This is a genomic window from Streptomyces smyrnaeus, assembly GCF_017676345.1.
GTDB lineage: Bacteria > Actinomycetota > Actinomycetes > Streptomycetales > Streptomycetaceae > Streptomyces > Streptomyces smyrnaeus.
The window spans coordinates 21,283-34,640 of record NZ_JAFFZM010000021.1 but is presented as its reverse complement, the minus strand read 5'-3'; the positions used below and the strand labels follow the sequence as shown (position 1 = coordinate 34,640).

The window sequence follows — 13,358 nt, the reverse complement described above, 5'->3', positions numbered from 1 at the left end:
ACTTCCAGCGCTCCCGACTGGCCGGGAGCCCGCTCTCGGGCGAGATTGGGAGCGTGCGGCAGAGGGAGGCCGGGACGGAGACGGCGACCGGGTACGACGACAGCGGCGGACGGCTGTGGCGCTTGGCGCGGCAGCTTCCCGCCGCGCTGTTCGCCCTGGGCATCGTGCTGGAACTGGCGACACCCAGGGATGTGGCCATCTCGGCCCCCTTCGCCGCAGCCCCGTTGGCTGCCGCGGCCGTCCTCTCCCTCTGGGGCACCGTCCTGACGAGTGTCCTCGCCTCCAGCGCCACCATTCTGTTCGCCTTCTTCCACGACACGGGCAGCACTGTCGAGGCCGAGGCCAGGTCCGTCACCAATCTGACCGTCTCCGCCCTCGCGGTGGGTGTCAACTACGTGCTGCGACGCAGCGGCAGCCGACTGGCTTCGGCGCGCGGCGTGGCCGAGGCGGTCCAGCTCGCCGTGCTGCCCGCTCCGCCTTCCCATGTCGGCGACCTGGTGGTGGCCACCCGCTACCGTGCGGCGCAGGCCGAGACCCGGGTCGGCGGGGACTTCTACGCGGCCGAGGAGACCCCGTACGGCGTACGGCTGCTGCTCGGTGACGTACGGGGCAAAGGACTCGACTCGGTGGCCGCCGTCGTCCTCCTCGTGGGGGTGTTCCGTGAGGCCGCCGAGCAGGAGGAGACGCTTTCCGACGTGGCCGCCCGGCTCGACCGGGCCCTTAGGCGGGAGGGGCGGCGCCAGCCCGGCACGGCAGGGCTGGAGGGCTTCAGCACAGCCGTGCTGGTGGAGATCTCGGCCCCGTCCGGCAGTCCGGCCGCCTCCGGCAGCACAGCTCCGGCCGCCTCCGGCAGTACAGCTCCGGCCGCCTCCGGCAGTACAGCTCCGGCCGCCTCCGGCAGTACAGCTCCGGCCGCCTCCGGCAGTACAGCTCCGGCCGCCTCCGGCAGTACAGCTCCGGCCGCCTCCGGCAGTACAGCTGGTGGCGGCCCCGCGCGCGGCGAGGGCTCCGTGCTGCGCCTCGTCAACCGGGGTCACCCCGCACCGCTTCTGCTGCACCGGGGCAACGCGTCCCCGCTGGAGCCGACGGTTCCGGCGCTCCCGCTCGGGATGTCCGATCTGGGGTCGTGGCCGGAGCACATCGACGAGTTTCCCTTTCCCCGGGGTGCCCAGCTGCTCCTCTACACCGATGGCCTGTCCGAGGCCCGCGACTCCGACGGCGACTTCTACGACCCGATCGAACGGCTGTCCAACAGCTACTTCGACCATCCCGAGGAGTTGCTGGAGACGGTGCTCATCGACGTCGCGGCCCACACGGGCGGCCGTTCGGTGGACGACTTGGCACTGCTCGCCGTCGCCCACGACTCCTCGACCCCGTAGAACGTCGGCGGACCGGGCGGCCACCACCAATTACCGGGAACAGCTTGGAATCACAGCCACTGTTCTATTAACGTCCGATAACGCAGCACGGTCGTCACTGTCGTCACGGAAGACGGCACCGTGCGCCGTCGCCGAATCCCGCATACGGGGCACCAGCAGCGCCCAACTGCCTGGACAGCACCGTGGGAACCGGGGAACCACCCCTTCTCGTCAGCCGGACGAGGAGGATGGGGTGAATCGGACGCCCTTGCGTGAGGACGCCCGTAGGAGACCTTCCTGCTCCGAACCCGTCAGCTAACCCGGTAGGCGAGAAGGAAGGAAAGGAGAGCGCCCCCGTGGCCTCCAGAACGCAGGGCTTCGCCGGCCAGGCCCCCGAGGTCGTCGCGTACGACCCGCACCTCGACCGCGCCGGCACCCCCACCAACTACGGCCCCTCGACCCCCTCCACCCCCTACGGCTCCACCCCGTACGGCTCCGCAGCCGCGCAGCCGGCCGCCCCCGCCCGGTCCGCCGCCCCCGCCCGGTCCGCCGGTCCCCACGTACCGTCCGAGGCGCCGCCGGAGGGCGAGCCGTGGGACGAGTGGAACCCCACCGAGGAGTCCACCCGGTCCCTGCGCGGTCGGCACCGGGTCGCCAAGCAGCGCGCCGGAGGCATGGCGCGCGGCGGTGCCGTACTCGGGGTCGGAATGATCGCGGCGGTGGGTGCCGGTGGTATGGCCACCGCGCAGGACAAGGACCCCGGGACGATATCCGTGCCGGACCTGGACACGGCGGCCGACGCCGTCCGCGACCTTCCCGACCAGCTGCCCGACGCCGAGGACCTGCCCGGCATCGGCGCCCTGGTCGCCGACGACGAAGCGGACGGCGCCACGGGATCGGACGGTACCGGGGACGGGTCCGTCGGTCCCCTCACCCAGGCCGGGCTCTCCGCCGAGGACAAGGCGGCGGGCAGGACCGACGCCGGCGAGGTGCTGCGGGCCCGCATCCTCGCCCAGGCCGAACAGCACCGTGCCGCCGCCGACGAGGAGGCCCGGGAGGAGGCCGCACGGCAGGCGGCGAGCGAGGCGGCGGCGGAAGCCGCGAAGCGGGCGGACGCCGAGGAAGCCGAGGAAAAGGCCGAGGCCGAACGCGCGCGGGAGGCAGCGGCCGAGAAGAAGCGGGAGGCCGCCGAACGGGCTGCCGAGCAGCAGCGCAAGGCGGAGGCCCGGCGCCGCGCCGAGCTCGCCCGCAGCTACACGGCGCCGCTGGCCTCGTACCAGCTCACCGCCGGGTTCGGGCAGGCAGGCGGCATGTGGCAGAACGACCACACCGGCCAGGACTTCGCCGCGCCCAACGGCACCCCCGTCAAGGCCGTCCACAGCGGCACGATCAAGGAGGCGGGCTGGGCCGGTTCGTACGGCTACCGCATCGTGCTGAAGCTGGAGGACGGGACCGAACTATGGTTCTGCCACCTGTCGTCCATGACCAAGTCGGCGGGCGACAAGGTCGGCACGGGCGATGTCATCGGCCGCGTCGGCTCCACCGGAAACTCCTCGGGCCCGCATCTGCACGTCGAGGTGCGGCCCGGTGGCGGCGACCCGGTGGACCCGCTGTCGTGGCTCCGCGACAAGGGCGTCAACGTCTGAGGCGGTGCGGGCGCCGATGACCGATGCCGCCCGAGTGCCGATGTCGCCTGCGGCCCGTCGGCCCGTCGACCCGATGGGCTGATGGGCTGAGGGCCGAAGGGCCGCCGGGGGCGGTCCGGTGCGCGGTCTGTGTCACCGTCCGCCCCCGCGTTACGGTCGCGGCATGCAGATGAATGCCGACAACAAGATCGGTCAGCTGTCCGTCTCGCCGCTGGTGCTCGGCGGCAACGTCTTCGGCTGGACGGCCGACACCCCCACGTCGTTCGCGGTGCTGGACGCCTACACCGACGGCGGCGGCAACACCATCGACACGGCCGACGTGTACTCGGCCTGGGTGGAGGGCAACCAGGGGGGCGAGTCCGAGGCGGTCATCGGCGAGTGGCTCGCCGCACGCGGCCCGTCCGTACGGGACGGTGTCGTCATCGCCACCAAGGTCGCTCGCCACCCCGACCACACGGGGCTCGCCCCGGCCACCATCAAGGCCGCCTGCGAGGACTCGCTGCGCCGGTTGCGGACCGACCGCATCGATCTGTACTACACGCACTTCGACGACGAGTCGGTGCCGGTCTCCGACATCATCGGCGCTCTCGACGACCTGGTCAGGGAGGGCAAGGTCCGCGAGATCGCGGCCTCCAACATCTCGCCGTCCCGCCTCGACGAGTCGCTGGCGTTCAGCGACCGGGAGGGCGTCGCCCGGTACGTGGCGCTCCAGCCGCACTACAACCTGGTCTCGCGCGACACCTACGAGGGAGAGCTGGAAGAGCTCGCCCGGCGCGAATCCCTCGCCGTACTGCCGTACTACGCGCTGGCGTCCGGCTTCCTCACCGGCAAGTACCGTCCGGGTGAGGCGGCGCCCGAGGGGGCGCGCGCCGGCAACGCCGCCCAACTCCTCGCCACCGAGCGCGGGCAGCGCGTCCTCGCCGCGCTGACCACCGTGGCCAACGCCCACCAGGTCTCCGAGGCCACCGTCGCCCTGGCCTGGCTCGCCGCCCAGCCGACCGTCACGGCCCCCATCGCCAGCGCCCGCACGGTCGAACAGTTGCCCGCGCTGATGGCCCTGGCCGATCTGCGGCTCACCAACGACGAACTGCGCCTGCTCACGGACGCGTCGGCGTAACCCTCCCCGGCCTCGGGCCAGGGAGGGAGCCGGGCGGGACTGGGCGCCGGCTCAGCCCCGCCGCGGCTGCCCGTACACCCGCTCGACGCCGAGCCGCACCACCTGCCGCTGGTCCGCCACCATGGCGGCCCGGTACTCGTCCCAGTCCGGGTGCTCGCCCTGGATCGCGCGGAAGACCTCGATCAGCTCCTCGACGGTCGCATCGTGCGGATCCCGCGCGACGGGCGTCAGCTCCGCCGTCCCGTCCACCACCGTCCACGCCCACCCGTCGCTGGACGTCACGTGGTAACTGGCCCGCGGATCCCGCGCCAGATTCCGCGCCTTGGCGCGGTTCGCCGTGACGGAGACGCGCAGCAGCCGCCTGTCCGGGTCATAGGTGTGGTTGACGTTCGAGAGCTGCGGCCTGCCGTCCCGCCGCAGCGTGGCGAGCACCCCGCGGTCGTACTCCGTCAACAGCCCGAGCAACACACCCTCGACCCGCTGCTGGGAGCCGTCACCTTCAGTATCGGTGGTGCTGGCCATGTGAGCCTCCTGAAGCTCTCAACCTCCGGACACTGTCCAGCCCCATGTTCCACGTCCCACTCCAATCCGCCCATCAACACGACCACAAAGACAAAGAGGAGCCACCCCACAAGAGGCTCCCTCCAGTCGGCGTCTCGCCCCGATCGGAGCGGCCACTGACGCTGTTCTCCGGGCATTGGGCCATGAGCGCTGCGCGACTCCGGTCCCGCTGTGGATGTTGTATCTGCTGCCGGAGTCCTCACGTGGCGTTGCCGGCGTGGCCAGGGGGCATTGCGGCGGTGAGCAATCTGGAGGCAGCGCTGGGCAGGTCGTAGGGGTCCAGGAGGTCCCGGGCCGCATGGATCACGCTCAGCTTGTCCTGCTCCCGCCCATAGATCCGGGCGAAGTCGTCCGCCAGCGCTCGCTTTCCCTGGTGCTGCAGGCTGGCCACAATGTTTGCGGCCTCGGGGGGGCCGAGTACGTCGGCACCGGCGTGGAGGACGTCCAGTGTTTGGAGTGGACGGCATCCTTCCTGCTTAAGCAGGTCGGCAAGGAAGACTTCTGTGCGAGTGCTCGAAGCGCGCACCTGCCGGTCCCCCCTCGGAGGGGGGACCGGCAGGTGTTTCCTCGCCCGCTTGTGCTCCTTGAGGCAGCGTTCCGGTGCGCTGAGAGCTGCTTGGTAGTGCAACGTCAGCAGTTCCCGCCGACTGACGGGTGTGTGGCCGATGAGGCGGCACGCCACCTCGTGCAGCTCCACTGTGCGATCGCCGACTATCTGTGAGCCGGACAGCAGCTTGGAGAGGTAGCCGGGGCTGCAACCCATCTCATGGGCAAACTCCTTGTCTGAAAGCTGAGTAGCGTCGACCAGTGTCCGGAGCTGGCAGACGTGCGCCCGGACCTCGTCGGTGGCTGTGTCATCAATCGGACAGCGCTGATTCTTTCTTGGCATGGTGGTGCCTCCCCTGCCGGTGGAGACGAGACGGCTGGGACTCCCACTAGTCAGACGCGTAGGGCAGCGGGGCCACACGTGTGGTGACGGTGTGACCTAGAGCCCGCCAAACGAAATGACAGATGATTGCCGCGTAGTCCCCCTGTGGAAAACGACTGAACACCAACATTTATCAGACGGTGAGCCGGAATTCCAGATGTCTGCCGTCGCGAGAAGTGTTTCCAGTTAACTGGAAACACCGGCTTGCGTTGTGGAATTGGAAACATGCCCTGGCAACTGGAAAGACCGGATATTTTGCGGATACCACTGGACTTTCAGGCGCCAGCTCAGGTATTGATGGGTCTGGTCCCGCAGGGCTGCGGGCCCAACAGGGTGCCGTCATTCCATACCCTTGCCGAGCCCTGCCTTCCACGAGCGATTGGAGCCTCCATGTCTCTTCCGGATTGGCGTGACTCAAATAAATACGGCAGCATGATCAGGGCGGCTCTGTGGCTGGAGGCAGAGGTAGGTGAGGGCGGCATCTTCACCAAGACGGAGCTGCGTAACGCGTTCTCGGACGTGTCGCAGATCGACCGGCGGATCCGCGACCTGCGCGACAGGGGATGGCAGATCGACACTCGGCGCGAGGACCCCACTCTGAAGCTGGATGAACAGCGTTATGTGAAGAGGGGTGCCGAGGTCTGGATCCCCGGACAGGGGAAGGCGGCAACCAAGTCAAAGGCCAGCATCACGGCAACGCAGCGGGCGAAGACGATGCGGGAGGACAACTACCTCTGCCGGTCCTGCGGTATCGGCGCCGGCGAGGAATACGGTGATGGGGGCGCCCGTTCGCAGTTGGACATTGCCCGCCGCCAGGTCAGGCTGGCAGACGGCACCTTGACGACGCAGTTGGTCACGGAGTGCAACAGGTGCCGTATCGGTGGCCGTTCGAGGGCGGAGGATATTCAGGCGCTGCTAGGGGAAATCAAGACCCTGTCGAGCATCGAGAAGGATGCGCTGGCGCGGTGGATCAAGGCGGACCGGCGTGCCCTCAGCGCACTTGAGCGGCTGTGGGGGCTCTACCGGACGCTTCCTGAGGAGTCGCGTGCGGCGGTGGCCGCCGCAGTGAACGATGACGCAGCACAGGAAGGCTGAGACGGATGAGCACGGCACCCGAGTACCCGCTTCCTCCGCGTAAGGAGCGGTTCGAGCATCTCTTGAAGTTGCGTCTGGATGAGACCAGAAAGGCGGGGGGAACGCGGGAGACAGTAACTGTCGACTGGAATGGTAAGTCGCTGCACGTCGATGTGATTGACTTGCCGCTGGACGAACTCCTCTACAACCCGGCAACCCATCGCATTCGTGCTCAGTGCAGCCACGACAGGGCTCGGCAGCGGACACTTGAAACCGAGCCCTGGCGGACAGAAAGCCAGGACTACCTCGGGTCCTTGCTGAAGGCTACGCCGACGGACCCCGGAAAGCGGGACCCCGACTTTGACAAATTGAAGGAAGACCTCCGCGAGTACGGGCAGAATGAGCCCGGGCTCGTTACGCACCACGGCATTCTGGTCAACGGCAACACGCGCGCTGCGGCTCTGCGAGAACTTGGCATCACGACAATGCGGGTAGGCGTCCTGCCAGCCTCCTTCACTTGGGATGACATCACCGCTGTGGAGCTTTCTCTACAGCTTCGGAACGATAGCCGCCGAGAGTACTCGTACATCAACAGGCTTCTGGCTATCGACGAACGGATCAAACTCGGCCTCTCCCGCGAGGCGATTGCCAAGGAGTTTCGCTGCACCACGAAGACCGTGGATCAGCACGTATGGGTCCTTCAGCACATCAGGGATCAGATCGCGCGCAGCGAGTCAGAAGGGGTGGCCCTCCCCCTCGTCGTCTTCGAAGGTATGCAGGAGCGACTGAAGGAGCTGCACCGGGACTACATGAACTTGGCGAAGACTAACCCCGATGGCGCGGAAGTGCTGAAGGAGTACCGAACGTCTGCCATACTGCTCGACTTCGCCAAGACGGACGTGCGCTTCATCGACGAGGGGTTTTTCGACGACCATCTCGCCAAAGAGCTGCCTGAACACTTGGTACCCACCGTTGCTGACTCGCCGGGGGCCAAAGTTGCTATCCCTGGCCTCGATGTTTCCATGCCGGCGGTGTCGCCACGGGTCGAGAAAGCCCGGAGCATCACCAGGCAAATCCGGCAGGCCAGGGCGCGGCTCAGCGCCCGTCACGTGGATGAGGGTGCGAAGCGCGAAGCGCTGAACGTACGAGAAGAGTCCAGGAAGGCCTTTGACGAGGCGCTGACCTCCGCCGGCCGGGTGGCGCGCCTCCGCAAACGGAAGCAACTGGCTCCCGAGCGGCTCAAGGAAGCGACGGCTTCCCTTGAGCTGTGTATCGGAGAGATTGTGAAGGCCAAGGGTGCACGAGTCTTTGACGAAGAGGATTTCGATGAGGCCGTGCTGCAATTCCGTGCTGTTTTCCAGCAGCTAGCCACTCAGGCTGGCAGGGGCAATGACAGCCCCGGGGCTGGTGTCTCCTGGCTGCTGAAGGCCGCAGCCCTCAGGGAGGACCACGAGTGAGCGTTCCGGCAGAAGAGTTCTCACTCCAGCTTGGCTTCGATGTGAGCCGGACTAAGGCGGAGCTTCGGGTTCCGGAACAGTATCGCTCTGACCTTGTCCAGCTAACCGCCCGATTCCGTACCGGTCGGCAGTTGGGTCCCACCTCGGCCCTCGTGGACCTTGAAGACCTTCTGTCGGGGATCAATGTTCTGGCGAGCTGGCCCGCCCCCGAAGAGGTGCAGTGGGACTCAGATCTGAGTGCCCTGGTCGTGTCCAGTCTGCAGGACGCCGAAACTGCTGAGAAGCAGCTCAGTTCTGCTGACACTGACACGGGCCTCCTCACCCGGGAAGAACTCGATATCCGTCTCGGTTCTGACTGGTCTGCGCCGCTGACTGAGTTTCAGCGACGGGATATCAGCAAGTTGCTTGCTCTCCGGCACGGGGCCAATTTCAGTGTCCCTGGAGCGGGAAAGACCAGAGCCGCTCTGGGACTCTACGCCGTGGTGCGGACGGAGGGCGCGGCTAAGAGGCTGCTCGTCATCAGTCCCAAGTCTGCGTATGAGTCATGGATCTATGAAACTGGGACGTGTTTCTCTCCTGGCCTGCGCTACTGCAAGCTTGACAGTGGTGAGGACCCCCATGCAGAAGTGCTGATCGCGAATTACGAGCGCTTGGACCGTAATCTCGCCTACCTCGCGGCGTGGCTACGCGAAGAGCCGTCCGTGCTCATCCTCGATGAGGCACACCGGATGAAACTCGGAGCCAAGGGCACTTACGGGGCGGCGTGTATGGCACTCGGGCCTCTTGCGAAGCGGCGGCTCATCCTGACAGGTACGCCGGCTCCGAACGGAGCCAAGGACCTTGAGAACCTTCTGGGCTTTGTCTGGCCAGGGCACGGGCAGCGGGTGGTGACTCAAGCTGTGGCCGGCGGGGACCTGGCCCACGCGAGCGCCGTTCTCAGGCCGCTCTTCACCCGGACGACCAAGCAGGAACTCGGGCTACCGCCAGTTACGGCTCACATCGAGCGAGTGGACCTGCCTCCGCTTCACGATGAGATCTACCGTGCCTTGGTGGGGGATCTCTCGGCGCGGGCGGAAGCGTCATCGGATGACTTCGCGGCATTGGGTAAGTCAGCTCTCCGCATGCTGATGGCCGCCACCAATCCGGCGCTGCTGCTTGAGGGAAGCACTAAGCATGAGCCGGTTGAGTACAGGCTGCCTCCTCTGGACGTCCCCGAGAACGGGTCCCTGTACCAGTTGCTGCAGGACTTGCCTGACTACGAGCTGCCCCCCAAGTACCGTGCGGCCGTGGGTCTCGTGGCGGAAAACGTCGCCCGTGGCCGTAAGACTCTCATCTGGACCACTTTCGTGCGCAGCCTTACCTCGTTGGCGAAGCTGTTGGAGGGCGAGGGATACCCGGCAGCAGTTGTGTATGGCGGTACTCCCAACCGGGAGGAGGAGATCCGTCGGTTCAGGGAAGACCCCGATTGCATGGTGCTTGTGTCGAACCCAGCCACACTCGGCGAAGGAATCAGTCTCCATCAGGTCTGCCACGACGCAGTCTACGTAGACCGGGACTTCATGGCCGGCCGCTACCTGCAGAGTCTCGACCGTATCCACAGACTGGGACTGGCTGACGATGTGGAGACGCGGATCACAGTGCTGGCCGCCCGTGACACCATCGACGAGGTCGTTGAGACCCGGCTGAGGGACAAGCTGGAGTTCATGTCAAAGGTTCTGGACGATCCGGAGGTTCAGCAGCTTGCGGACCTCCAGGACGCGCCTGCGGGGGTGGGAGGTCTGGATATCGCCGATGTGCGAGCGGTGCTCAAGCATATCGGGAAGGCGTAGCGGGTCCGGCCCGCAGCGGCCAGGCGGATGTGTGGCCTGGCCAGCACAGACAGTGTCCAGAGGTGACGGAACCCTGGCGTGCTGCGGGACTTCCGGCAGCAGAGACGGGCACATGGTGTGTTGCCAGCTCCTAGTAGTGACAGAGAATTCTGCGAAACTTGGTGCAGTTGCTGTGAGTCACGCTGGAAGGAACCACGCCGATGAGTGCGAGCGATCGCGGTGCGCAGGAGCCGCTGACCTCGGTAGAGATCTGCGCCGGGGCAGGCGGACAGGCGATCGGGCTGCATCGAGCGGGCTTCCGGCACCTGGCTCTCCTCGAGATCGATCAGTACGCATGCGCCACCCTCGCTGAGAATGTCGGCAATGACGATGAGTGGGAAGGTTGTGAGGTTCTTCAAGGGGACCTGAAGGACTTCGATGCGGGCCGGAAGATGACAGCGCTCCCCGCCCCGAAGGGACAGAAGGGCGGTCGCCCCCTTGAAGAGGGCGAACTGGACCTTCTGGCTGGGGGAGTGCCGTGCCCGCCGTTTTCCGTCGCCGGGCATGGGCTTGGCCGGGACGATGAGCGGGACTTGTTTCCCGCCATGCTGAAGCTCGTTGGGGCGTTGATGCCTCGCGCTGTCCTCATCGAGAATGTGCGCGGGATTCTGCACGAGAAGTTTGACACGTACCGTTCAGAAATCACGCACGAGCTGTCAGAAAAAGGGTACGCCGTCTGTGGGTGGCGATTGCTGGAAGCTCGTGACTATGGGGTTCCGCAGCTTCGCCCAAGGTCCGTTCTCATTGCCATTCGCAACGATGTCATGGTGGGAACCGAGAAGTTTCCTTGGCCAATTGGTGTTGCGGGGCAGCGGGCTGATCTATTCGAGGCGCTCCAGCCAGAAATGGTCAGACGGCGGGATCTTCTCGTGCAGAAATTCCCAGCCCGTGGTGCCGAAATCAAAGCGGCGTACGAGAGGTGGGAGAAGCGAGCGCGGGAGAGCGTGCGCATCGCACCTACGCTGGTCGGTGGCTCGAAGAAGCATGGCGGCGCGGACCTCGGCCCCAATCGCGCCAAGAAGAGCTGGCTGAGCTTCGGAGTGAACGCGATGGGAGTGGCGAACGAGCCAGAAGAGGTGAAAGATCTAGACCGGGATTTTCTGCGGCCAGAGGGGCCGATGCTGACCGTGCGACAGGCCGCCAGCGTGCAAAGTTTCCCTGCCCATTGGAAATTTTCCGGTGGAAAGACGGCGAAGTATCGCCAGGTTGGAAATGCTTTCCCTCCGCCAGTTGCCAAGGCGCTGGGACTGGCCATTGCATCGGTCCTGCGTCCCGAGTTGAAGGATCAGCTTCTCTCGGAGCTTGAGGTCGATTACTGCAGCGTGCGGCGAGGCGAGCCAGAATTTATGCAGACAGAGCTCGTTGAGGAAGTGGATGAAATCTCTGCCTCACTTGTTACGACGCCTGTTTCTTACCGCAGTGATGATTTTTTCAGCGCAAGCGTCTGACTCCTCGTGCTCCCAGAACCGGAGCACGAGCCAGCCAGCCTCTCTGAGCTTCTGATCAGTGTCGCGGTCGCGTGCGATATTGCGCGCTACCTTGTCTGACCAGTACCCCGAGTTGGTTTTCGGCGGCACGTAATGCTCGGCGCAGCCATGCCAGTAGCACCCGTCAATGAAGACCGCGATCTTCGCTGAACGAAAGACCAGGTCTGCGGTGCGCCGGAGGTCGGGCAGCGGACGCGCGCTGACGCGGTACCGGGCGCCCCGTGCGTGCACGAGTTGCCGGATCCTTCGCTCGGGAGTGGTGTCGCGACTCTTGATTGCCTGCATGTTCCGCCGACGCGCTGCGGAGGACGCCCACGATCCCTCGGGGAGCGATTCAGTCTTGACGACTTCGGAAGAGGACACAGAGAGAGCCTAAACAACCGGCTGGGTCAGGGAGGCCGGAGCCGAGCAGTTATGTGCCTCAGCGCGGTGGCGGGTACGGCGCCCACATTGGGATGGTCGGGCGGCTCAGGGCGAGGGCGGCGCTGGTGGTGGGGGGGCCGGCCAGGGGGCGGTTGGTCCAGAGGCGTTGGAGGAGTTCGTGCTCCCGGGCGGCGAAGTCGGGGGCGGTGGCGCCGTTGTCGGCGCGGGAGCGGAGCTGGGCCAGGGCGGTGGCGTCGTGCTGGTAGGCGGTGACGGTGCGGGCCGCCTCGGGGCCGTGGCTGCGGCGGGCCATGGCGCGGGCCATGGAGCGGGCCCGCATGGAGGAGAGGGACCAGGGTTCCGGCTCGCTGAACCAGCCGGCGGCGGCGTAGGCGGGCAGGGTGTCGCGTACGACGCGCAGCTCGTGCAGCCGGGACCAGATGGCCAGCCAGGTCAGCGCGCCGAAGACGGGGATCATGAAGAGGCCGTACACGGCGAGGAACGTGTAGTTGGCGAAGGACGCGGAGCCGTTCCATATCGCGTGCAGCAGCACCGCCGTGAACCAGCCCAGCAGCGGCAGTATCCAGCGCAGGGCACGCCGTCGTCGCGGCAGGGCGGCGATCATGCCGAAGGCGATGCCCGTCATCGCCGTGAACAGCGGGTGCGCGAAGGGCGCGAAGATGATGCGGATGAGGAAGGTGCCGGCCGTCGCGGAGCTGGAGAGGCTCTCGGGGTCCAGCATCGTGTCCTCCCCGTACGCGGTGCCGAGGTAGAGGATGTTCTCCGTGAAGGCGAAACCGGCGGCGGTGATGCCGGCCGCGGCGATGCCGGAGACGACGCTGTCGAGGTGGTGGCGGCGGAAGAGGAAGAGCAGCAGGATGGCCCCTGCCTTGGTCGTCTCCTCGACGATGGGGGCTATGACGGTGGCGCCCAGCGTGTCCGCCTGGTGCGGTGAGTCGACGACGACTGAGGATGCCAGCCAGTCGGTGGCGAAGCCGTTGGCGAGGATGGCCACCAGTGTCGCGGCGCAGGCGCCCCAGGCGAAGGCGAAGAGGTGGTTGCGCCACGGCGCGGGCTGCGGCGCGTTCAGCCAGCGGAAGGCCGCCAGCAGCAGCGGTACCGGGAAGAGCGCCAGGCCGAATCCGACCAGCAGGCCCTGCGTCCCCGTCTGTTCGCGGACCAGCGCCAGGATCATCAGTCCGCACAGCCCGAGCAGCACGATGACTGCTGTGGCGCGGAGGGGACGCTGATTGCGCTGCCACCAGGACGGCACCGGGTGCGTCTGCATGGTGTGCGCGGGACCCTCCTGCCCGGCTCCGCCGGCGCCCGTGGGGGTGGTGCGCATGTTGTCCGTGGACGACGGGTGGGGCGAGGAAGGTGAGTGGGCTGCGGGGTACGGGTACGGGTTCGGTGGCGCGCCCTGGCCCTGGCCCGGTGGCGCGGCCACCTCCGGGTAGTGGGGGCCTGCCGGGGGAACGGTGCCGGCCGCCCGGGGGGCG

Annotated in this window: 11 protein-coding genes and 1 riboswitch; of the genes, 7 read left to right on the top strand and 4 right to left on the bottom strand. The window is 66.8% G+C overall.

The genetic code is table 11. The features are described 5' to 3' along the window. Window positions 1-53 precede the first annotated feature (53 nt). From JW613_RS28375 to JW613_RS28365, 3 genes are all read left to right on the top strand, one after another. Window positions 54-1,379 (top strand): PP2C family protein-serine/threonine phosphatase, encoded by a 1,326-nt coding sequence (locus JW613_RS28375; RefSeq protein ID WP_209213736.1) that lies wholly within the window; start codon window positions 54-56, stop codon window positions 1,377-1,379. Between the two features lie 149 nt (window positions 1,380-1,528). Continuing rightward, window positions 1,529-1,702, top strand: a riboswitch (cyclic di-AMP (ydaO/yuaA leader). Between the two features lie 12 nt (window positions 1,703-1,714). Continuing rightward, entirely contained in the window at window positions 1,715-3,004 is a 1,290-nt protein-coding gene (locus JW613_RS28370; protein WP_209213735.1) for a M23 family metallopeptidase, read from the top strand. A gap of 169 nt (window positions 3,005-3,173) precedes the next feature. Beyond that, complete coding sequence (locus JW613_RS28365; RefSeq protein ID WP_209213797.1) at window positions 3,174-4,121, top strand: aldo/keto reductase; 948 nt, start codon at window positions 3,174-3,176, stop codon at window positions 4,119-4,121. A gap of 51 nt (window positions 4,122-4,172) precedes the next feature. Here the strand turns inward: JW613_RS28365 and JW613_RS28360 are convergent, their stop codons facing one another. Both JW613_RS28360 and JW613_RS28355 read right to left on the bottom strand, forming a co-directional pair. Then, window positions 4,173-4,643, bottom strand: coding sequence for a PPOX class F420-dependent oxidoreductase (locus JW613_RS28360; protein WP_209213734.1), 471 nt, complete (start codon window positions 4,641-4,643; stop codon window positions 4,173-4,175). 238 nt (window positions 4,644-4,881) lie between these two features. Continuing rightward, a complete protein-coding gene (locus tag JW613_RS28355; RefSeq protein ID WP_209213733.1) occupies window positions 4,882-5,571 on the bottom strand; it encodes a hypothetical protein in 690 nt (229 codons plus the stop codon). Between the two features lie 429 nt (window positions 5,572-6,000). Between JW613_RS28355 and JW613_RS28350 the strand changes: the two genes are divergently transcribed. The 4 genes from JW613_RS28350 (at window position 6,001) to JW613_RS28335 (ending at window position 11,457) form a co-directional block, all read left to right on the top strand. Continuing rightward, window positions 6,001-6,705 carry a KpnI family restriction enzyme N-terminal domain-containing protein gene (locus JW613_RS28350; RefSeq protein ID WP_209213732.1) on the top strand — a complete coding sequence of 235 codons (705 nt, stop codon included), beginning with the start codon at window positions 6,001-6,003 and terminating at the stop codon, window positions 6,703-6,705. Window positions 6,706-6,710: 5 nt separating this feature from the next. After that, on the top strand, window positions 6,711-8,141 hold the full coding sequence (locus tag JW613_RS28345) for a ParB/RepB/Spo0J family partition protein (RefSeq protein ID WP_209213731.1): 1,431 nt from the start codon (window positions 6,711-6,713) through the stop codon (window positions 8,139-8,141). Next, complete coding sequence (locus JW613_RS28340; protein WP_209213730.1) at window positions 8,138-9,970, top strand: DEAD/DEAH box helicase; 1,833 nt, start codon at window positions 8,138-8,140, stop codon at window positions 9,968-9,970. The genes JW613_RS28345 and JW613_RS28340 overlap by 4 nt, the downstream gene beginning before the upstream one ends. 200 nt (window positions 9,971-10,170) lie before the next feature. Further along, complete coding sequence (locus tag JW613_RS28335) at window positions 10,171-11,457, top strand: DNA cytosine methyltransferase (RefSeq protein WP_209213729.1); 1,287 nt, start codon at window positions 10,171-10,173, stop codon at window positions 11,455-11,457. Here JW613_RS28335 and JW613_RS28330 read toward each other — a convergent pair. Continuing rightward, on the bottom strand, window positions 11,398-11,859 hold the full coding sequence (locus JW613_RS28330; RefSeq protein ID WP_209213728.1) for a very short patch repair endonuclease: 462 nt from the start codon (window positions 11,857-11,859) through the stop codon (window positions 11,398-11,400). The two genes, JW613_RS28335 and JW613_RS28330, sit on opposite strands and share 60 nt — an antisense overlap. Window positions 11,860-11,917: 58 nt before the next feature. Continuing rightward, complete coding sequence (locus tag JW613_RS28325) at window positions 11,918-13,204, bottom strand: PrsW family intramembrane metalloprotease (RefSeq protein WP_209213727.1); 1,287 nt, start codon at window positions 13,202-13,204, stop codon at window positions 11,918-11,920. Window positions 13,205-13,358 lie beyond the last annotated feature (154 nt).

Excerpts from the sequence above, each read along its gene's own strand:
- JW613_RS28345 (WP_209213731.1), top strand. The coding sequence starts at position 6,711 with ATGAGCACGGCACCCGAGTACCCGCTTCCTCCGCGTAAGGAGCGGTTC.
- JW613_RS28355 (WP_209213733.1), bottom strand. The coding sequence starts at position 5,571 with ATGCCAAGAAAGAATCAGCGCTGTCCGATTGATGACACAGCCACCGAC.
- JW613_RS28335 (WP_209213729.1), top strand. The coding sequence starts at position 10,171 with ATGAGTGCGAGCGATCGCGGTGCGCAGGAGCCGCTGACCTCGGTAGAG.
- JW613_RS28365 (WP_209213797.1), top strand. The coding sequence starts at position 3,174 with ATGAATGCCGACAACAAGATCGGTCAGCTGTCCGTCTCGCCGCTGGTG.
- JW613_RS28360 (WP_209213734.1), bottom strand. The coding sequence starts at position 4,643 with ATGGCCAGCACCACCGATACTGAAGGTGACGGCTCCCAGCAGCGGGTC.
- JW613_RS28325 (WP_209213727.1), bottom strand. The coding sequence starts at position 13,204 with ATGCGCACCACCCCCACGGGCGCCGGCGGAGCCGGGCAGGAGGGTCCC.
- JW613_RS28350 (WP_209213732.1), top strand. The coding sequence starts at position 6,001 with ATGTCTCTTCCGGATTGGCGTGACTCAAATAAATACGGCAGCATGATC.